General features: G+C 69.9%; 17 protein-coding genes. 7 read left to right on the forward strand and 10 right to left on the reverse strand.

Translation table 11 applies throughout. The annotated features are described in order from the left end of the window. Positions 1–44 precede the first annotated feature (44 nt). Positions 45–521, forward strand: a complete 477-nt coding sequence (locus C7I84_RS19210; protein WP_106773833.1) for a hypothetical protein — start codon at positions 45–47, stop codon at positions 519–521. Between the two features lie 37 nt (positions 522–558). Next, positions 559–987, forward strand: a complete 429-nt coding sequence (locus tag C7I84_RS19215) for a hypothetical protein (protein ID WP_106773834.1) — start codon at positions 559–561, stop codon at positions 985–987. A gap of 36 nt (positions 988–1023) precedes the next feature. On the opposite strand, the gene C7I84_RS19220 is transcribed toward C7I84_RS19215, so the two are convergent. Together C7I84_RS19220 and C7I84_RS19225 are read right to left on the reverse strand one after the other, a co-directional pair. Then, positions 1024–3369, reverse strand: coding sequence for a peptidoglycan DD-metalloendopeptidase family protein (locus C7I84_RS19220; protein WP_106773835.1), 2346 nt, complete (start codon positions 3367–3369; stop codon positions 1024–1026). Between the two features lie 187 nt (positions 3370–3556). Continuing rightward, positions 3557–3982 (reverse strand): DUF1036 domain-containing protein, encoded by a 426-nt coding sequence (locus C7I84_RS19225; protein WP_245428500.1) that lies wholly within the window; start codon positions 3980–3982, stop codon positions 3557–3559. A gap of 256 nt (positions 3983–4238) precedes the next feature. On the opposite strand from C7I84_RS19225, the gene C7I84_RS19230 reads away from it, so the two are divergent. The 5 genes from C7I84_RS19230 to C7I84_RS19250 are packed head-to-tail and all read left to right on the forward strand — an operon-like array spanning position 4239 to position 7885. Further along, positions 4239–4664 (forward strand): hypothetical protein, encoded by a 426-nt coding sequence (locus C7I84_RS19230; RefSeq protein WP_106773836.1) that lies wholly within the window; start codon positions 4239–4241, stop codon positions 4662–4664. A gap of 40 nt (positions 4665–4704) precedes the next feature. Further along, entirely contained in the window at positions 4705–5412 is a 708-nt protein-coding gene (locus C7I84_RS19235; RefSeq protein ID WP_106773837.1) for a MotA/TolQ/ExbB proton channel family protein, read from the forward strand. Between the two features lie 3 nt (positions 5413–5415). After that, positions 5416–5853 carry an ExbD/TolR family protein gene (locus tag C7I84_RS19240; protein WP_106773838.1) on the forward strand — a complete coding sequence of 146 codons (438 nt, stop codon included), beginning with the start codon at positions 5416–5418 and terminating at the stop codon, positions 5851–5853. Next, a complete protein-coding gene (locus tag C7I84_RS19245; protein WP_106773839.1) occupies positions 5850–6278 on the forward strand; it encodes a biopolymer transporter ExbD in 429 nt (142 codons plus the stop codon). Before C7I84_RS19240 ends, C7I84_RS19245 begins: the two co-directional genes overlap by 4 nt. Next, complete coding sequence (locus tag C7I84_RS19250) at positions 6275–7885, forward strand: hypothetical protein (protein WP_106773840.1); 1611 nt, start codon at positions 6275–6277, stop codon at positions 7883–7885. The genes C7I84_RS19245 and C7I84_RS19250 overlap by 4 nt, the downstream gene beginning before the upstream one ends. A 237-nt stretch (positions 7886–8122) precedes the next feature. Here the strand turns inward: C7I84_RS19250 and C7I84_RS19255 are convergent, their stop codons facing one another. The 8 genes from C7I84_RS19255 to C7I84_RS30095 all read right to left on the reverse strand — a co-directional run bounded on the left by C7I84_RS19255 (position 8123) and on the right by C7I84_RS30095 (position 19702). After that, the gene (locus tag C7I84_RS19255; RefSeq protein WP_165816134.1) at positions 8123–10375 is read right to left on the reverse strand and encodes a serine/threonine-protein kinase; all 2253 of its coding nucleotides are present in this window, start codon (positions 10373–10375) and stop codon (positions 8123–8125) included. After that, entirely contained in the window at positions 10365–11153 is a 789-nt protein-coding gene (locus C7I84_RS19260; protein WP_106773842.1) for a PP2C family protein-serine/threonine phosphatase, read from the reverse strand. Before C7I84_RS19260 ends, C7I84_RS19255 begins: the two co-directional genes overlap by 11 nt. A 49-nt stretch (positions 11154–11202) precedes the next feature. Beyond that, a complete protein-coding gene (gene tagF, locus C7I84_RS19265; RefSeq protein WP_106773843.1) occupies positions 11203–11874 on the reverse strand; it encodes a type VI secretion system-associated protein TagF in 672 nt (223 codons plus the stop codon). A 1-nt stretch (position 11875) separates the two neighbouring features. Beyond that, positions 11876–15487, reverse strand: coding sequence for a type VI secretion system membrane subunit TssM (gene tssM, locus C7I84_RS19270; RefSeq protein ID WP_106773844.1), 3612 nt, complete (start codon positions 15485–15487; stop codon positions 11876–11878). Between the two features lie 240 nt (positions 15488–15727). After that, positions 15728–17353: a type VI secretion system protein TssL, long form gene (gene tssL / locus C7I84_RS19275; RefSeq protein WP_106773845.1), complete on the reverse strand. Its 1626-nt coding sequence runs from the start codon at positions 17351–17353 to the stop codon at positions 15728–15730. Further along, positions 17350–18681, reverse strand: coding sequence for a type VI secretion system baseplate subunit TssK (gene tssK, locus C7I84_RS19280; protein ID WP_106773846.1), 1332 nt, complete (start codon positions 18679–18681; stop codon positions 17350–17352). Before tssK ends, tssL begins: the two co-directional genes overlap by 4 nt. 136 nt (positions 18682–18817) lie before the next feature. Next, positions 18818–19327: a PAAR domain-containing protein gene (locus C7I84_RS19285; protein WP_207771037.1), complete on the reverse strand. Its 510-nt coding sequence runs from the start codon at positions 19325–19327 to the stop codon at positions 18818–18820. Positions 19328–19405: 78 nt separating this feature from the next. Next, on the reverse strand, positions 19406–19702 hold the full coding sequence (locus tag C7I84_RS30095) for a hypothetical protein (RefSeq protein ID WP_165816135.1): 297 nt from the start codon (positions 19700–19702) through the stop codon (positions 19406–19408). Positions 19703–19704 lie beyond the last annotated feature (2 nt).

Genomic DNA, 19704 nt, shown 5'->3' on the forward strand with positions numbered 1-19704 from the left:
CAGGCCAGTCCTGTCCGCATGCAGGCCACAGCAACGGGGATGTCATGTCGATACAGTTGAACATTGGAGACCATATCAGCTCCGAGCCGGATTTCATCGCCATTCCGCGCGAATTGCGCGGCCAGGCGCAGTGGGCGCGCACCAAGGCCAAATGGATCGCCCGCACCATTGCCAGCGCAGCCGTCTACTTCCGCTCGCTGAGCGGCGGCCGCAGCCTCACCGACCTGCTCAACGACCGCTCGATCTGGGTGAACTACCACGCCTCCTCCGACGATTTCGGCTATACCGACGCGGTCGGCGGCAGCGAGATCGCGATCACCACGCGGTCCTTCCGCATCGGCCGCTGGACGGTGCTTGCCACGCTCGTCCACGAGCTCGCCCATGTGAACGGCGCCTCGGGCGACGGTGGCTCGCAGGACGCGGAACGCGCCGTGCTGGAATGCGGCCTCGGCCGGCGCTCCGAGCTGAGGTCCGGGGTGGACGATCCGTGGACGCCCTATGACCCGACCATCGGCGGTTAGGAGCCAGCGCTGAGCTGGTGCGACGGAGGGCAAAGACATGTCCAGCAGAACGATGCTCCTGCCGCTGGCGCTCGCCACGGCCACGATGTTTGTTCCCGGCGTCGCGCTCGCCTGCCGCTGCGGCGAGTTCACGCCGGCCGGCGCCTACCGGCAGGCCGACGCCGTGGTGGTCGGCCGGGTCGTCGGCGTCGAGGGCGACTTCCTGGTGAAGGGCGGCGGCGTGGCGATCCTCAGCGTCGGCAAGGCCTGGAAGAAACGTGTCCCGCGCCGCCTTCGGGTATCGTCGCGCACCACCTGCGCCGTCGCGTTCAAGCGTGGAGAATCCTACGTGATCTATCTGAAGGCGGCTGCGGGACGGGCGGCCTTCTCGACCACGCGCTGCGCCGGCACGAGGCCGCTGGCGGAGGCCGAAACGGTGATGCAGTGGCTGCGGCGCAACGGCGCCGGGGCGGAGGTGGCGGAGTAGGCGGCCGCCCGCGGTAGGGCATGCCTGCGCCCTGCCCTACCCCGGCTCTCCCGCATCGGCGCTGGCCGTCACGAGCGCGCTGATCGCCGCCTTGTAGGCTATGAACTCCGGCGAGGTTTTGGCGACGTTCCTGGTCTCGACGACAGGGGGAGCGGGCGTCGCCGGGACGCCGCGGCCGCGCATCTTGGCCTCCGCCCACATCTTCACATAGCTCACGGTCTTGCCGGTCAGGAACGGGTTGGCCGAGATGACCGGCTGGCCGAGCACGGCGACCAACGCCTCGCCGTCGCCGGCCGAGAGGACGGTGCTCGCGCCTTCCATGCCGAGGAAATGGCAGAGATAGAGCCGGCCGGCGGTGATCTCGTGGCCGCGGGCGCGCAGATAGGCTTCGCCTTCCTGCGCCAGCCGGCGCACCATCTCGCGCGATAGAGTCGGGTCGAAGCGCAGCCGCAACTGCTCCTCGCGCGACAGCGTGCGCGCCAGGTCCGGCCGGTAGGTGCGCATCATCCTGAGCCAGGTGCTTTCGATGAACTGGCCGAGGCCGGTGGCGGAGGACAACGGATTCTTGGCGGTGGCGCTGCCGCCGCTCTCGACCCGGATGATGCGGTCGACCAGAAGCTCGACCGCCGCGTCGCCGGTGCCGGCGACAACCGCCACCGCCGGCGTCTCCAGGGGGTTGATCGCATCGCCGCCGGCATAGAGCTCGAAATGCAGATGCGGCCCGGTCGACAGGCCCGTGGTGCCGACATAGCCGATGATGTCGCCGGCCTTGACCGCCATGCCGGCCTTGAGGTCCTGGGCGAAGCGCGACAGATGCGCGTAACGTGTCTCGCGGCCGCCCTCATGGGTGATGCGCACGACATTGCCGTAGCCGGCGCCGTCGCCATGGAAGGCGATCATGCCGTCGAAGGCAGCATAGACCGGCGTGCCGACGGGAGCCGCCCAGTCGACGCCCTTGTGCACGCGCACCGTCTTCAGGATCGGGTGCTTGCGTGGCCCGAAGGTCGACGTCATCACGCCGTTCACCGGCGTCACCATGCCGTTGGTGACGGTGAGCGAATAGACCTGGTCCTCCTCGGTGACGCAGGCGAAATCGTTCGAGCCGGAGGGTCGGAAGACGAAGCATTCGATGTTCTTCTGGGAACCGCGCACGGCGGCGTAGAGCACGCGGCCCGACGAGCCGTCGCCGCCGCGCGCGCTGGCCGAATAGATCAGGACCAGGCGGTCGCCATGGGTAGCGAAGGCATTCAAGTCCTGGCCGCGCGACAGGAACATGATCGCCTCTCCAATCACGCCGGCCGGAACGCCGTTGCGGATCGCGGTGGAATAGATCGCGTCGAGCAGCCGGTACTGGCGCGGCGGCCCGGCCTGTTGCTCGAAGCCGGTGTAGTGGAGCAGGTCCTCGCGCACCCAGGGATCGACGCCGGCGACGAAGCGGCCGTCGTCGCCGCGCGCCAGCGTGCCGACATATTGCGCGTCGGCATAGATCGACACCTGCACCAGGGTGAGGCTTGTCGCCTTCACGTCCGCCTTGATGCCGCGCATGGCTACGACATAACCCGCATCGAGCCGGTCCTTGCCGAACAGCGCCTTCATCGCTTCGCCGGCCGCCTTCCCGTCCTCGGCGCCGAAGCGGTGCTCCAGCGCCAGGCTGTCCAGCGTGCGCGGCCCCAGCACCTTGTCGACGAAATCCTCCGCGGCGACGGCACGCTCGCGCTCCGGCCAGACCAGGGCGACGGACGTATTGTTCTCGATGCGGGTCTTCCTGAACGCCGGCAGGCTCTCCTCGCCCTCGCCGATCGTCTCGCCCCAGCCGGCGGCCGGATCGGCGAAGGCTGTCTCGTCCGCCGGGGTCTCGACATCCGGCGCGTCCGTTTGGCTGGCCGCGTCAGCCGGCGGAGGGATGGCCGGGTCCGGCACATACGCCGTGCGCTGTGCCTGGAAGAAGGCGAAATCCTCGGGGCTGGACGGGATGGTGGTCATCAGCGTCTCGCTGGTGCTCAGCATCACGTCCGACAGTATCTCGACCGTCTCGGCCACGCCGGGCTCAAGCAGGTCGGCCGGACGCGGCACCTGGCGCAGGCGCGGCGTGAAGGACGAGCCGGCGCCGCCGATGCTGATCGTCATCGGATCGCCGGCGAGGTCGACGATCGCCGGGACGAACACCGGGACGTCGGCGTCCCGCTCACCGGTGTCGACCTCGACCAGGTCGTTGTCCAGCCCCTCGATCGACCACTTGTCGGCGGTGAGCCAGTAGCCGAGCCCGATGCCGGCAACGGCCAGCGCGGCCGCGGCCCCGGCAATCCTGCGCAGCCTGGCCTTGCGGCGCCGCGCGGCGGCCGCCTCCTTCTTCTGCCGAAAGCTGGCGTCGATGGTGTGCATGGCCGCTAGCCGGGGGCCGGCGGAGCGGGCGTACCGACCCGACAACCGGAAACCGGCATGGGACGACGGCGACCGCGCAAGAGCCGGGGACAGTTTACTTTCTTTCGGCAGAAAGGCGGCAGCAGTTCAGAAGGCGCGCGGGCCGAAAAAAGTAAACTGTCCCCTGCGGCATCCTTCGACAAGGCGATCATTGCAGGCCGCCGGTGCTCAGGAACAGGGTCCAGCGCTCCATCTGCTGCGTGTCGACCTCGTAGAAGGGCGCCGCCTTGTGGCCGCGCACCCAGCAGTCCTTGTCGCCGCGGATGACGAAGCGGCGCGTGCCGACGCACATGGAGGTCGAGCCGCTGAGCAGCGGCTGGCCGAAGACGTCGATCGCGTAGACGTAGATGTAGCGGTTGACCAGCTCGTCGCGGATGACGTTGACGCACTGGTTTGCGCCGACCGACCACCAGCCTTCGGTCTGCCAGAACGCCTCGCTCGGCTCGCGCATCTCCTGGCCGACCGCGAGATTGACGACGTCCAGCGTCTGGTTGCAGACGGTGAACTCGGCGCGCGCCGGGCCGGCCGCGCAAAAGACGAGGGCTGCGCCGAGCAGCGGCGCCAACCAGATCACCTTCGCAAATCCCGGCCGCCTCACCTTCCCGCCTCACAGCAAAATCACTGCAATTCTACAAGGCGTTGCATCATTCTCCAATCACCTCGACTTCATTTCGATACGAAGCCGTGCCTAAACTTGGCCGGAACACATGGCACGGCGAATGAATCTCGGGATGCAACTCACGGCGGCAGGAGAAGTCATGCATCGATGCTGGACTAAATCTCGCAGAGGGATAGGCTTTCGCCAACGCGTTACGGGCGGAGGAAGATCAATGGCGCGAAGCCGGCGGCCGGCCTTGCTTGCGGCGGCGCTGATCCTTGGCGGAACGGTTTCCGGCACCGCCCAGGAGAAGTCGATCTCGATCGAGCTGAACGATGCCACCACCGTCGACGCCGCCTGCCGGCTCGTCTTCGTCGCGGTCAACGAGAGCGGCCTGCTGCTCGAGAAGACGTCCTACGACGTCGTCACCTTTGACGCGTCCGGCAAGGTCGGCACGTCGCTGACCTTCCAGTTCGGGCGGCTGCCCGCGGGCAAGACCAAGGTCGTGCAGTTCGACCTGCCCGACCAGCCCTGCGAAACGATCACCCGGCTGCTCGTCAACGACATCGCCGAGTGCACGGTCGACGGCAAGGCGTCGGATGTGTGCATCGACACGCTGACCACGTCGACGCGCGCCAAGATCGAGTTCGGGCTGTGACCTGCCGGGTCGGCCGGCGCGATGCCCGGGAGCCGCACAGATGATCAGACTGATTTCCGAACAGCTCGCGTCCTCCGGCGGTCCGGTGCTGGTCGCGCTCTTCGTCATCTCGCTCGCCGCCGGCACGATCTTCCTGTTCAAGACCATGCAGTTCGCCCGCCTCGGCGTCGGACGCAGCGAGGGGACGGACGACGCGCTGGCACGCTGGGCCGCCGGGGCCTTCGACGACGGGCTGCGCCGGGCCAATGCGGACGTCTCCCCGGCTTCTGCGGCGGTGGCCGGGGCGATGGCCTCGCTGCTCGCCTACCCGGCCGACCGCGACAGGGCGCGCGAGGTCGCCGCGCACATCGCGCTCAGCCAGCTCAACACGCTGTCGAAGCACCTGCGCTTCCTGGAGACGGTGGCGCAGGCCGCGCCGATGCTCGGCCTGCTCGGCACGGTGATCGGCATGATCTCGGCCTTCGGCGAGCTTTCCGCCAAGGGCGGCGCCATCGATCCGTCGGCGCTGGCGGGCGGCATCTGGGTGGCGCTGATCACCACCGCGGCGGGCCTGTCGGTGGCGATCCCCGCCTATTTCGCCTCCATGTGGTTCGAGGCGCGGGTCGACCATGAGCGCGCCTCCATGGAGGCGGCGATCGCGAAAGTGCTGTTCAGCATCGCCCCGGTCACGCAGGGCGCCGCCGCGCCGGCGGCAAGGCCGGCTTTCGCCCCGTCGCCGGCGACGGTTCCGGCAGCCGCCGGAGGATAGGCGATGGCCGAGCAGCCGGGGGCCATCCTGCCCAGGCCGCTACGGCGCCGGCGGCCCTCCTTCGTGCTGACCTCGCTGATCGACGTCATCTTCCTGCTCGTCATCTTCTTCATGGTGTCGTCGCAGATCGTGCCGTTCTCGCTGCTGCCGCTCGGGCCGCTGGCGGCGGAAGGCCCCGCCGCCGGCGCACCGGAGACCCGATCGGCGCCGCCGATCGCCGTGCGCATCCTGGCGGGGCGCGTCGCCATCGGCGGCGACAGCATCGCGATGGCCGAGGTGGGCGACGCCTTCGCCGCGCTGAAGGCGCAGGGCGCCACGTCGATCCTGCTGATGCCGGCCACGACGGCGACGGTGCAGGACGTCGTCACCGTGCTCGAGGCGAGCAGGCAGGCGGCGCTCGGCAACGTCACCGTGCTCGGCCGCCGGAGCGACGCGCCGTGAAGATCATCCCAGATCCGGCACCGCGCCGGCATAACGATTTCACGCTGGCGATGATCAACATCGTCTTCCTGCTGCTGCTGTTCTTCCTGACCACCGGCAGCCTGAGCAACCGCCAGGAGGCGCAGTCGACCGTTCCGGTCACGCGCGACCTGCCGCTGGAGCGGCTGCCGCGCCCGCTTCTGCTGCTCGAAGCCGACGGCACGCTGCTGCTCGACGGCCGACCTGTGCCCCGCGCCCGGCTGGTCGAAGCGGCGCGCAAGGCGCTGGCGGCCACGGGCCGAACCGGCACGGCGCTCAGCCTGCTGGCGCAGCGCGACATGGCCGCCGCTCCCTTCCTCGCCATCGCCGAGGCGCTGCGTGCGAACGACGTGCCGCTGCAGATCGTGACGCTGCATGAGCCCGAGGGAAGGGCGGCGGCGCCATGAGCGCCGCTCCCGGCCTCTGGCTGATTGCCGTCGCCGGCTCGCTGGCGCTGCACGGCGCCATCGGCGCGGCGATCTACGTCATGCCGCTGCCCGACACGCCGGCGCCGGTCCACACCGAGATCGACATCGCCACACTTACGGCAGGAACCACGGCACGGGCGGCGCGGAGCGAAAAGGCGGCGGTCGTGGCTGCCGCCCGAGCGGCGCCGATCCGCGGGAACGGCGGAGCGCTGCAGCCGGCCGCCGCGCCGACCACGATTGCGGCCCGCCCTGCCCCGAACAGCAAGGCAGCGGCCCCCGTGACCGCGACGCGCGCCGAAGCCGCGTTGCACGACAAGACGGTCGGGACGTCTGCCCCGTCCGCGCGAGCGGAAGCCGTCAAGCCGAGCGGGCAAGCCTCGGCGGTCGCGGAGCCGGACAAGGTCGCGGCCCCGGCTGCGGCCGCGCCGGCTACGGCAGCGGCCGTTGCGGCCAGCACTACACCTGCCCCACCAATAGCGCAGGCCGCACCCCTCCGCCCGGAAGCGCCGACGGCGCTCTCCTCGCTCCCTCCGGCCGGCTCGGCGGCGAGCCGGACCGAGGCTGAAACGGTCGCGGCGATCGAGGCCAGGACGCCGACCGTCGCGGTCGGCGGCGCGGCAGGCCTTGCCCCGGCACAATCGCCCTCGGCCCCCCCTGCCACCTCGCCGATGCGCGAGACGGCATCCGCCATTGAACCGTCGGCGGCCACATCCACGATCGCCGCCACAAGACCGGCCGCCGACATCTCGGCCGTGGCATCGGCCCGGTCGCAAGAATCGGCTGCCGTGGCTCTACGGGCAGCGCCCATGCGGACCAATGGGATGGCCACCGTCGCGGCACCCCGGGCACCGGCAGCACGCGCGGCGCGGCCGGTGCTTGCGCCAGCCGCGCCAACCGAAACCGCGATGGCCGCGCCTGTGCCTCAGCGTCCGGACGTTCTGCGCGAGATGCTCCCCGCGCCGCGCCGGCCGGGCCCGCCGCGCATCGCCGATTTCCTCGCCGGACGCGGCGACGACTGCCTGCTGGCGCTGCCCGCCGGAATCGGGCCGACGCAGGCCGCCGTCGATGCCTATGCGGCAAGGCCGGAGACCGTCGAACGGCTCGGCGCCGACTACCACCGGCTGTCGGGTCGGCCGCTCAAGGCCACCCTGCGCCCCGTCTCGCGAGACCAGTGCAGCGCGCTGTCATTCGCCCGCAGCCTCGCCCAATATCCCGATTTTCCGCTGCGGCTCACTTTGGCCGAAACGACGATCGCCAGCGGCCAGGCGCTCTCCGGGGTGATCTCGGGACTGCGCAAGGACACGCTCTATCTCATCGTCGTCGACGACGAGGGCAAGGCGCAGCTCGTCAGCTCCTATCTCGGCCAGCGCGTCACGCTGACGAATTTCCGGGCGCCGATGACGCTCACCTCGGGCCCGGTCTCCTCCGTGCAGCTGCTCGTCGCCATCGCCTCGGACGGGCCGCTGCGCACCTTGCCGGAACGACCCGGCCTGCCGGCCGAGGACTATTTCGATCGCCTTGCCGAAGAGATCGTCGCCGATCAGCGTTCCATCGCCTTCGGTATCACCTCGTTCGTGGTGCGGTAGACAACCGGCTTGTTCCCGATCCAGACTGCCGTACTGCTGCCCCTCTCCGTCTCGCCCTTCAGGCTCGCCACCTCTCCCCCACTGCGTGGGGGCGAGGAACCCAGGCTGGAGAGGCGCCGGCATCGCGGCAGCGGTTCCTCTCCCCCACGGAGTGGGGGAGAGGTGGCGAGCCCGAAGGGCGAGACGGAGAGGGGGGACGGAGAGGGGGGCGCTTCTGCGGGCAACGGTCGGCCCGACTCAACCCCGGATGCGAAAATACCGCGCCGTCGCCGCGGCTTCCATCTTCTTGGCGCGGATCTCGGCGAGAATGCGCGGCAGCAGGTCGTCGGCCGGCGCCGGGCCGGTGACCTGCATGGCATCGACCGCCTGCGAGGTGGCTAAGGCGATCAGCACCTGCGGCACCGCGCTCTTGTCTTCGCCCTTGCCGGTGCCCAGCCCGAGCGCGATGCTGAACGTCGCCTTGCCGTCGCCGCGCTTCAGGATGCGGTCGAGATCGTGGGCGATGCCGTCATGGTCGACCAGCAGCAGGTAGGTCTGGCGCGACGGAGCGATCTCCACCTCGCCGCTCATCGGGTCGCGGTCGACAAGCTCGTATTTCACCAGGGACAGGTCCGGCGGATCGCCGGCGGCCTGCGCGAGGCCGGCCAGGAACCGCGTCACGGGGCATTGTTTCTGCCGGATCAGGCGCACGCCGATCTCGGGGTCCGTCTTGAAGCGTTTCGTGAAGTCGGCGAGCAGGGTCTTGAACGGCTCGACGCTGTCCCCGAATCCTTCGAGCTCGACGGTCCTGCCGTTCATCGACGTCGCGCTGGCGAAGAAGCAGTCGCCGCCGGAAAAGCTCCTCACCCACTCCGCCTGCTCGGCGGCCGCGTCGACGCCCTGCGGACCGGCTTGCGTGTCCGGTACCGGCTCCGGCTGCGGCTTGTCGCCATCGGGCTGGACGTCGGGGGGCGGCCCTTGCGGCGCCGGGCCCGGTTCGGCTCTCTTGTCCGTCGGGCCTTTTCCGTCCTCCGGAGCCGGCGGGTCGCCCTGCGGCGGGGCGGTCGTGTCCGGCTCGCTTGGCTGCGTGTCCGGCGGGCCTGGCCGCGGGTCGGGAGCGGGCGACGTGTCCGGAGGCGCCGGCGGCCCCGCATCCGGCGCCGTCTCCTTGTCCGCGGGTCGAGCGCCGTCGGCGTCGACGGGCGCGGTTCGGTCGTCGTCGGGCGTCGTGCCCTGATCGGCCGCCCCACCATCCGGCGTGGCGTCCGGGGTCGCCGTCGGCTCGGGCCGGGGTTGCGGCACCGGCAGGAAGCGGTCGGCGAACCCGCCATACCACACGACGGCGGCGACGCTGGCGGCAAGCAGCGCCAGCGGGCCGGCCGCCAGCCCGCCGCGCCCGCGGCTCCGCCTGCCGGTCGCGGCCGGCTCCGTGCCGGGCAGGCCGCTCGCCGGCTTCAGCTCGGGAATCGCGATCTTCTCCGGTCCGCGATAGGGGCCGAACGGGCTTTCGCTGGCGGGCGGAGGCGCTTCCGGCGTCGCCCCCGTCTCGCCGGAAGCGGGCCTTGCCGGGCCGCCGGTCGGTTCGGCCGCCGTCGGGGCGAGCCGCTGCGGCGGCGGCGCCGTCACCGTCGGCTCCTGAACCCGCCAGGCGTCGCGGCCGGGCGCGACCCAGCTTGCCACCTCGTCCATGCCGCCCGGCCGGTCGCCCGGATCCGGCTGCAGCATGGCCTCCAGGACCGGGCGCAGCTCAGCGTCGACACCGGCGAGGTCGGGTACGGCGCGCCGCTTCTCGATCACCTCGACCTGGCTGCCGCTCATGTCGAGCGGGGCGCCGCGCAGCGCCGCCGCCATCACCAGCCCGAGGCTGTAGATGTCGGATTTTTCCGTGACCTCGCCGCCATGCATGCCGAGCTGCTCGGGCGAGACGAAGTTGTACTTTCCGGCGAACACGCCGCCGAGCAGCGTCTCGCCGCCGACGGTGGCCGAGCGGGCGATGCCGAAGTCGATGATCTTGGCGCGGCCGACCTTGCCGCCAGGCAGGATGATGTTGTCGGGCGAGAGATCGCGGTGGATAATGCCGGCCTCATGCGCGGCGGCCAGGCCGGAGGCCAGCCGGAACAGCAGGGCGCGCGCATCGCCGGCCGGCATCGGCCCGCGCGCGAACATGTCGACCAGCGACAGCCCGTCGACGAACTCCATGGCCAGATACGGCCGGCCGATCGCCTGGTCGATGGCGAAGACGTGGTAGCGCACGATCGCCTCGTGCGACAGGTGGTTGAGGATCGAGGCTTCCTTGCGGAACAGCGACAGGATCATCGCGTCGCGGGCGAATTCCGGCAGCACGATCTTGATCGCCACCGGGTCGCCGGTCTGGATGTTGTGGCCGCGGAACACCTCGCCCATGCCGCCGGCGGCGATGCGCTCGTCGAGCTCGTAGGTGCCGCTGAGCTGCGTGCCGACCGCCACCCCTTCTGGCAGCGCCACCAGCATGGTCTTTTCGTCAGAGGACATGGCGCTCGTCCGAACCGCTTGCCGGGGCGGCCGCAAGCTCGTCGTCCTCGCCCACCGCGTGGCACTTCACCACCACGACGGTCACGTTGTCGGTGCCGCCGCGCTCCAGCGCCCGGTCGACCAGCATGCGGCAGGCGGCCTCCGCCGGCGCCGCGAGCACCGCGTCGCGTATCTCGTCGTCGGTCACGTGGGCGGTGAGCCCGTCCGTGTTGAGGACGAAGACGTCGCCGGGCCGCGTCTGGCCAAGCTCCATGTCGGTCGATATCTCCTCCTCCGCGCCGACAGCCCGCGTGATGACGTTGCGGCGCGGCCAGACGCGCGCCTCCGCCGGCGTCAGCACGCCGCGGTCGAGCAGCTCCTGCACCTCGGTATGGTCGTGCGAAAGCTGCGTCAGCACGCCGTCGCGCACCAGGTAGACGCGGCTGTCGCCCAGCCAGATGCAGGCGAACTGGCGATCGAAGGCGAGCAGGGCCGCGACCGTCGAGCCGATGGTGCCGCCGCGCGCCTGGGCGATCTGCCAGATGCGGGCATTGGCGCGCACGATGCGATCCTCGAAGCGGGCGCGCAGATCCGGCGCCGAGCTTGCCACGCCGAGCGTCGCCAGGTAGTCGACGATCGCCGACGACGCCACCTCGCCGGAATCGTGCCCGCCCATGCCGTCGGCCACCAGCCACAGCCCGCTCCGCGGCGCGATCAGGAAACGGTCCTCGTTGAGATCGCGCACCCGGCCGGGATGGGTGAGGCCGAAACTTTCGAAGCGGATACCGGCATCGTGCACTTTTCGTCACCCGCGATGGCCGGCGCGCGCCGCGCTGCCGGCGGTTCAGTCACTCGGCCACGGCCTTCAGCATGCGCGTATGAAAATACGGATCGGGGAGGCCGTTCCTGGCATGCAGCAGAGGGCCGCGCTCGTCGTTGCCCGGCACCCACCAATAGCTGCGGCCGCGTGCCACCTGCCGATAGTCGTCCTCGAAGATCGCCGCCAGGAAGCTCGGCGTGTCGATGTCCTGCCCGGCCTGCCACAGAGGCCCGCCCTTGAACATGGAGCGGCGCGCATTCGGCACCAGCCGGTCGATGGCGGGAGCCGGCAGGCCGCCCAGCACGGATTCGACTGCCGGCGCCGCGCCCTCTTCGAGCACACCGAGCAGGCGCGCCTCGATCGCGGCGAACCACTTCTCCTGCGGCGAATAGGACGGCGGCGGCAGGCTCTCGCCCGGTTCGCAGGCATAGAGCGCCAGCAGCGGGAAGAAGCGGCCGATGCCGTCGACGGAGGGCATCAGCGCGCCGGCGCAATTGACGCCGAGCACGTCGGCGCCGATCCAGAAGCGCCAGATCGGCGCGACCAGGTAGACCTCCTCCCAGCCGCGGCCGAGTTCGCTGCGGCTCGCCGCGACGGCCGACTGCAGCCACGTCTCCAGCGGCGACAGCACCTCGCCGGCGATGCCGAATGCGATGAAGTCGCGCTTCTGCGGCAGCTTGCCGAACAGACCGAAACCCATGTCACAACCCGCTCGGACAGGAGAACTGGGTGAGCGCCGGCAGGAAGAACGGATTGGCCACCGAGCCGACCCGGATCGAATAGGCGACGTCGCGGCCGCCGATGACGAAGCGGGCCCGCATGCCGTCCGGCGTCTGCGATACCGAGCCGTATTCGAACAGCCGCATCAGCGCCCAGTCGCCTTCGGTGACGACGCCCGAGGCGCGGCCGGGAATGTCCGGCGTCAGCTCGACGCTGGCGGTTCCGCCCGACATGCTCGACGGCCACTGCACCGACAGCGGCAGCCCGCCGACCTGCGTGCTCTGGACGAGCTGGCCGTCGATGCGGAACAGCGCCATCTCGGCCTCGCCGTTCAGCGAGAACGGCGTGACGGTGAGGCTGACCGCCGGCATCGGACCGGTCTGCGGGAAGAAGGCATCGCGGATCTCGGCGGCGCGCTGGAACTCCTTGAGCGTCGCCTTCGACAGCTCGCGTCCGAGCCGGGTGTCCTCCTTCCACACCCAGTCGCCGCCGCCCATGTCGGTCAGCGGGGCCAGGTTCTGCGCGAAGAAGCGGTCGATGACGCCGTTCGGCGCGAAGATGCGCGCGAAATCCTGCATGCGCACGTCGCGCTCGCTGTCCTTGGCGAAGGGATAGCGGTTGGCGATCACCGAATCGCAGGCCTGCGTCACCTCGCTGTTCAGCATCTGGTTGAGCTGGGCCAGCGAGTTGCCGGCCGCGTCGCCCTCGAAATCGTCGACGGCGGCATTGACCATGCGCGCCACCGGACGCGGCAGCCGCGAGGCGTTGGCGCGCAGGTTCACCACCTGCATCTGCATGTTGGCGTTGGCGCGGGCAGCCTGCGACGGATTGGTCGCGGCCAGCACCAGGCTCTGGTAGACCTCGTAGAAGTTCTGCACCAGCGCGTCGACCGGCCGCTTGCCCGGATCGCCCTTCACCAGTTCGTGGAACGGCCGGAACTGCGCCTCGATGTTGGCGCCCGGAACCGGACGCGCCCCGGCGGAGCCGGAGAAGGTGTCGCCGGCGCGGCTGTCGAACTTCTTCATCGCCAGATCGATGCCGATGCGCGCCAGGCCCGATGCGCGCGCCGCCGCCCGGTCGGCGGCGTATTTCGCCACGGTCCTGGCCGCATCGGCAGCGTCGCCGCCGATATCCGGCAGGTTGGCGGGCAGGTCGAGCGTCAGCTCGCCTTCGACCGGCTCGCGCGTCAGCTGCGTCTCCAGGCTCACAGCCTCGAACAGCTGGCGGATCGGCGAGTTCGGCGACGAGGCCGCCGACAAAGCGAGATATTGCGGCTTGTCGGCAGACATCGATTTCAGCTTGAGGTTGTCGATGACGGCGTTCCAGGCATCGACGAAATCCTTGCCGTAGCGTTCGATCAGCACCGGGCCGAGCTGGCCGAACTGCTCCTCGACGCCCTTCTGCTCGGCCAGCTCGCCCATCACCCATTTCTCGCCCTCGATCTTGTCGGCGACGGCGGCGAGCTGCGGGATGAAGAAGTCCTGGAAACCGGCATAGGTGTAGAGGCCGGGCACGGCCAGCTTGTCGAGCTCGGTGCCGTCGACGGTCTCGAATACCAGCGCGGTGTCCGGGCCGCCGCGCGCGATCACCGAGAAATTCTCGACCGGTGCCGAGTAGGAGGCGGTCTTGATCAGCGCATAGGCGCGGTCGGCCATGTTCATGCGCGCCAGCGAGCGCTGCGCCGATTCGACCAGCGGCCCGTTGAGTTCGAAGCTCGGCTTGTGCGAGGAGCCGAGGTCGAGCATGGCGCCGAGATGACGGACGAGGTCCTCGCGCAGCGCGCGGTTGTTCGGGCCCGGATAAAGGTTCTCCTCCCAGTCCTTTCGCATCCAGGTCTCGACCAGGTCCTCGTCGACCTTGGGCGCCTGGCCGCCGAGCATGAGATAGACCTTGAGCGTCTCGTAGAGCGCCAGCGGGTCGTTCATGCTGGCCTCGATCTGCCGCTCCAGCCGCAGGATGAGGCGCGAGCGGAACATGCGCTCCAGCGCCTGCCGGTAGGTGGTCCCGGCCGCGGAGACCAGGCGCGGACGCTGCGCCAGGCCGAAACTCTCGCGCATCGGCGTCGGCAGGTCGCGGTTGTCGTAGCCGACCGGCATGGTGCGCAGGATGTCGAGCAGCCCGGCGGCATTGGAGAGCTCGACGTCGGCGACGGTGTTGGTCTTGAGCTCGGGCGCCGCGTTGACGCGGTACTGCTCGGCCGAGCTGTCGGTGGCGGCGATGAGTTGCCGGTTGCTGGCAAAGCTCATACCCCAGGCGCCGAGCGCACCGGCCGCGACGAGGCCCATCGCCGCCAGCGCACCGTAGCGCAGGAGAGCCGCGCGCCGCACCGCGCCCATGTCGCGCGACACCCAGCCGGCCTCGGCGAAGATCACCTTGGTCAGCAGGTCGCGCAGGAAGAAGCTCTTGCCCTGCCCCGACAGCTGGGAGGCATGCGCGGTCTCGCCGAAGCTGCGGCCGATCGAGCCGAGCACCTGGTCGATCGGCGTGCCTTCCTGCGTGCCCGAGGAGAAATAGAAGCCGCGCAGATTGGCGTCGGCCTGGTAGCGCGTCGGCTCGAAGATGCGGTTGAGGAAATCGGCGACGCGCTCCTTCAGGAGCGCGAACTGCGCGGGAAAACCGAAGATGGCGATGCGGGCGATCGGGTCCGGCTCCTCGTGCAGCCGGTCGGTCACCTCCTCCGTCAGGCGCCGCACCAAGAGGTCGAACTCGGCCGGCACCTCGCCGACCATGTTCTTCCGGCGGTCCTCGGTCTGGAAGGTGGCGCCCCAGACTTTGCGGCGGCGCGCCTCGGTGAAGCTGCCGAAATATTCGGCGAAGCCGGCGATCAGGTCGGCCTTGGTGAACAGCGCGTAGACCGGGAAGTCGATCTTGAGCTGCTGGTGCAGTTCGAGCAGGCGCTTGCGGATCGCCGTCGCGTGCTCGCCGAGCTGCTGGCCGTCGAGCTTCAGCAGGTCCTCGATGGAAATCGCCAGGATGACGCCGTTGATCGGCTGTTTTGCGCGCTGCTGCTTGAGCAGCGACAGGAAGGAGAGCCAGCTCTTCTTGTCGGTCTCGCTGTCGGAATCCTGCGTGGTGTAGCGCCCGGCGGTGTCGATCAGCACCGCCTCCTCGGTGAACCACCAGTCGCAGTAGCGGGTGCCGCCGGTGCCGGCCACCGCCTTGCCGCCATCGGGTCCGGCGAGCGGGAACTTCAGGCCGGAATTCACCAGCGCCGTCGTCTTGCCGGCGCCGGGCGGGCCGACGATGACGTACCAGGGCAGGTCGTAGAGATAGTTGCGCTTGCCGCTGGCGCGCTTCAGCGTCTCCAGCGCCTCGGCCATGCGCTCGCCCAGCACCTTGCCGTCGCCCTGCCTGCCCTCGCTCTCGGCGAGCGCCGCCTCCAGCGCCTTGGCGGCACGGCGGCGCAGCCACCAGCGGACGCCGTAGAAGCCGCCGACGGCGGCGAAGACGACGAAGATGATGAGCAGGCGCACCCAGACCGGGTCGAAGGGCCGGATGTCCTCGTAGCCGACCAGCGGGCCGGCGAACCAGACGGCCGCGGCGAAAGCCAGCAGGCCGACGGCGATGGCGGTTCGGATGAGCCATTTCCTCATGGCCGCCGCCTCGCGCCTCGCCCAGGACGCCCCCTCCACCACGCTTCGCGTGGTCCCCCTCCCCCGCTTCGCAGGGGAGGATTCAAGGTTGCGGCCCGCCGCGCCGCCGATCCTCCCCCATTCACGGGGGAGGGGGACCGCCGAAGGCGGTGGAGGGGGCGGTTCGGCGCAACGGTTCTCAAGCGAACGCGATCCGTCCAAACCACCTCCGACGGGATGTGCGCCTCCGCCCTCATCCCGCTATTCCTCCGCGCGCGGAATCATCACTTCCACCCGCCTGTTCTTGGCCCGGCCCTCGGCCGTCCGGTTGTTATCGATCGGCTCGTCCTCGCCGCGGCCCGCCACGCTGACGCGGCGGGGATCGGAAAGGGTCGGCGCGATCACCTTCTCCACCGCCTTGGCGCGCGCCACCGACAGGTCGAAGTTCGACTTGAAGGCGCCGGACGGTTTTGGCTTCACATTGTCGGTGTGGCCGATGACGTGGATCGGTCCCGGCTCCCGGTCGAGCGCGGCGGCGATGCGTTGGGCGACCGGCGCGAACTCCTTGCGCACGTCGGCGCGGCCGGAGGCGAACAGCAGAAGATTGTTGACCTGCACCACGATGTTCTCGCCAACGGCGACGACGTCGAGGCCGCCGGCCTCGATGTCGCCGGCGAGCGCGGCGCGGATGCGCTGCAGCTGCGTGGTGTTGCCGAGGTCCGGACCCTCGAACGGCGCGAAGGCGCCGCGCTCGATGGTCACCGGCTCGGATGGGTTGAGCGCGATCAGCCGCGCCGCAAGCGCCTCGCCGTCGGCGCTGATGAGGAAGCGCAGCAGCAGATAGACGCCGACAAGTGCTGCGCCGACGACGCCGGCGATCGCCCACAGCGGTATCGCCGCGCCGACGCTCTTCATCAGCTTGGCCATGCCCTGCCAGCGCGGCGAGATGTCGTCGTCGTTGCGGGTCCTGAGATGCCTGAGCGTCTGGTAGACGTCGCGCCGCCAGCGCTGCAATTCGACGTCGCCGCCCGCCGCACCCCGGTACTGGCCCTCGAAGCCGAGCGACAGGCAGGCATGCATCAGCTCCAGCAGGTCGTAGCGCGGCGCCGGGTTGGCAAGAATCTTCTTCAGTTCCTCGAAGAAGCCGACGCCCGAGGTGCGCACCTGGAAGAACTGCGCCAGCATGGAATACTGCATCCACACATGCCGGTCGGTGCCGGGCAGGTTCTGGACGATGTCGTCGGCGGTGCCGCACAGCGCGTATTTGGCGACCATGATGTCTTCCGGCGCCACCCCCGCCTCGCCCGCCTTCTTCTCGAAGTCGCGGATCTCCTGCGCGACATGGCTCATCAGCGGCACGGCCTGCATGTCGATGATCATCAGCCTGAGACGGCCGAGCAGGATGAGCAGCGGCGCGGCCGCGGCCGTCAGCGGATTGGCGGCCGCGTATTCGCCGCCGTCGCGGGCGTTCAGCGCCACGTCGAGCGGGATCTTCTCGTGCGGGGTGACGGGCTCCTGCGGCTGGCCGGCATCGGGGAAGAAGACGTTGGCGCGCGCCGCGCGCATCCAGTCGTCGGGATCGGGCATGCCATAGCGCGCCTGGTCGCCAGTCGATGGCATCGGCGAATAGGGCGGATAGGACGGTGCCGGATAGGGCGACCGCGGCGGCATGCCCGGCGCCGGCGTGGCATGAGCGGGCTGCTGCGGGGCGCGCGGCGACGGCGTGGCGATGACGGTGGCGCTGGAGGACGGCGGCGGGCCGGGGACGGGTGCCGCGCCCGCCTGACCCGGCGCGGGACGCAGCGGGTCCGGCCGCGGACGGCCCGCGGGGTTCGGACGGATGACCGTCTTGCCACCGGAGCCGAACGGGTCGTCCTTGCCGCTCATCTGCGGTCTTCCACGATCGCCCACAGGTCGAGCACGAGGCCCGGCCAGTCGCCGGCGAAATGCAGGCCCATGCCGCTCGCCACGCTGAACTCGGGCCATAGCGCCGACGACTTGTCGAGGTAGAAGTAGACGTGGTCGGAGATGGCGCGGATCTGGCGCGGCGGCGTCGGCATGTGCACCAGCTCGATGCCGGGCAGGTGCGTCTGCACGATCTCGTTCATCTTGGTGTTGGGGCCGATCTTGCACAGCGCCGGGAACTGCTGCTGCACCTGCGACAGCGGTTTTGCCGCCGCCACCTCGACGACGAAGGTGGCGTTGCGGAAGAGCTGGCGGTCGGGCACGGTGGCGACGAAGGCGTTGGGCGCCTTCTCCACCAGGTTGAGGCGGATGGCGCGGCCGATGTCGAGGCTGAGCAGGCGCTGGATGTCGGACAGCACCGGCTCGAACACGGCGTCGAGCGCGTCCTGGTCGTAGTCGGCGTATTCGGGAGCCAGCCGCTTGGCCGAGAAGGTCCACAGCTCGCCGGAGATGCGCAGCAGTTCCTTGTAGAACTCGACCGGATGGACGAATTGCGAGGCGCGCATGTGCTTCACCACGTTGATCTCGCGGTTCAGCATCTGCAGCATGAAATAGTCGAAGGTCTGCAGGCCGCCGCCCGAGCTCGGGTCGGCGGCGTAGCGCGACAGCGTCTCCAGCTTGGTGTCCATCCAGCCGATCACCCGCTCGACCCAGCCGGCGACGACCGGATGCGCCTGCGTGGCGATCACCGGCGGGGCGAAGGTCTCGTCGAAGACGATGGTCTTGTCGCGCACCTCGAGGATGCGGGCGACGCGCAGGCAATGCGCGCCGGGCTTGGCGGTCTTGCGGATCTCGAAGGTGGCGCGCGGATGGGCGACCTCGATCTCCTGCTCGACATGCATGCCCGAGGAGGAGTCGACGATGGTCTCGATGTCGCGGACATAGCGGCTGCCCGACGTGCCCTCGGCCATGTCGACCTCGCGGCCGTTCACCACCGCCGCCGGCAGCACCAGCCAGACGACCTGCTTGTCGACGCCGGCCGGCACGTCGATCGGCTCCGGCAGCGGGCTGGAGCCCGGCATGTCGAAGGGCGTGCCGTCCTGGAAGATTCCGCTGGCGCGCCGCAGCGCGAACTTGTTCTGCTGGGCGAGGTCGCGATCGATCTCGATCTGCGCGAAACCCCAAGGATAGGCACCGATCTGCCGCACCCTGTTCTCAAGCAGGCGCTCGAAATAGCGGTCGTTCTGCTGGAAATGATGCTGGCGAAGAAACAGCCCTTCCGACCACGCTACCTTGCTATACCATGACATCTTGGCGGTCGGTCTCCAGTGGCAAGCTCGCTTTCGCTACAGTATCAGAATCGCGAAGAATCCGCTCGCGATTTGGTGGAATGTTCTTCTGGCATCGACTGCCCCTGATCTGCACGGTATCGGGAAGACGCCACGGCTATGGCCCGATGATCACGGTCGGCTCGCCCATGGCGATGAAGTCGGGCGGGCCGAAAGCTTCCAGGATCATGTCGCCGGCCCGGCACGCCGGCAGCCCGTTGATCATCACGGTGGGCGAGCCGGTGACGACGACGCCCGGCCCGTGCGGCGGCGGCAGCGGGATCGGCGCCATGTGCACGCAGGCGTGGATGTCGGCGCCGCCGGCCGAGGCCAGGATCGCCGCGCTCATCGCCGCCGCCTCCGCCGCCTTGCCCGCTTCCTCGGCGGCCTTGGCGGCCGGCAGGCCCGGCGTCCCGGCCGCCGCGACGGTCGCCGCCTGGTAGCCGATCACACGTGCATCCGACGCCGCCTTCGCCGCCTGTAATCCCGCGGCGGCGGCCAGCGGCATGCCACGCCATGCCGGCTTCTTGCCGATCAGCACGGTGATCGCGCCCGGCCCCGGCATCAGCATGCCGGGCAGCAGGTGAATCACCGGATCGAGCGTCCTGGCAGCAGGGCCCATCGGCATTTGACAGCTCCGATCTGGAGGGTTCCGGCGTTCTCCGACGCAGCAAGCGTAGGGTGAAACGTTGAAGCGGCCGTGGCTTCAGCCACCGCCCCAGCCGCCACCGCCCGGGCCTTCGCCACCACCACCACCGCCGCCGCCGCCACCAGCACCGCCCCCGCCGGCGCCGCCGGGCCGTTCCGTCGCTATCTTCGGCTTTGGCCGCATCGGCTTGGCGGTCGCGGGCGTCGCCGCAGCCTTGCGCGGCCGCTTGGCCTTCGGCTTCTGCGTGGTCTGCGGCGCGTAGTAGACGGGTTTCGGGGCCACCGTCTGCTGCTTGAACGGCGACAGGATCGTGTCCTCGACGCTTGCGCAACTGACCAGCGCGGTCGTTGCCATTC

The organism is Kumtagia ephedrae (assembly GCF_003012745.1).
Taxonomy (GTDB): Bacteria; Pseudomonadota; Alphaproteobacteria; order Rhizobiales; family Rhizobiaceae; genus Kumtagia; species Kumtagia ephedrae.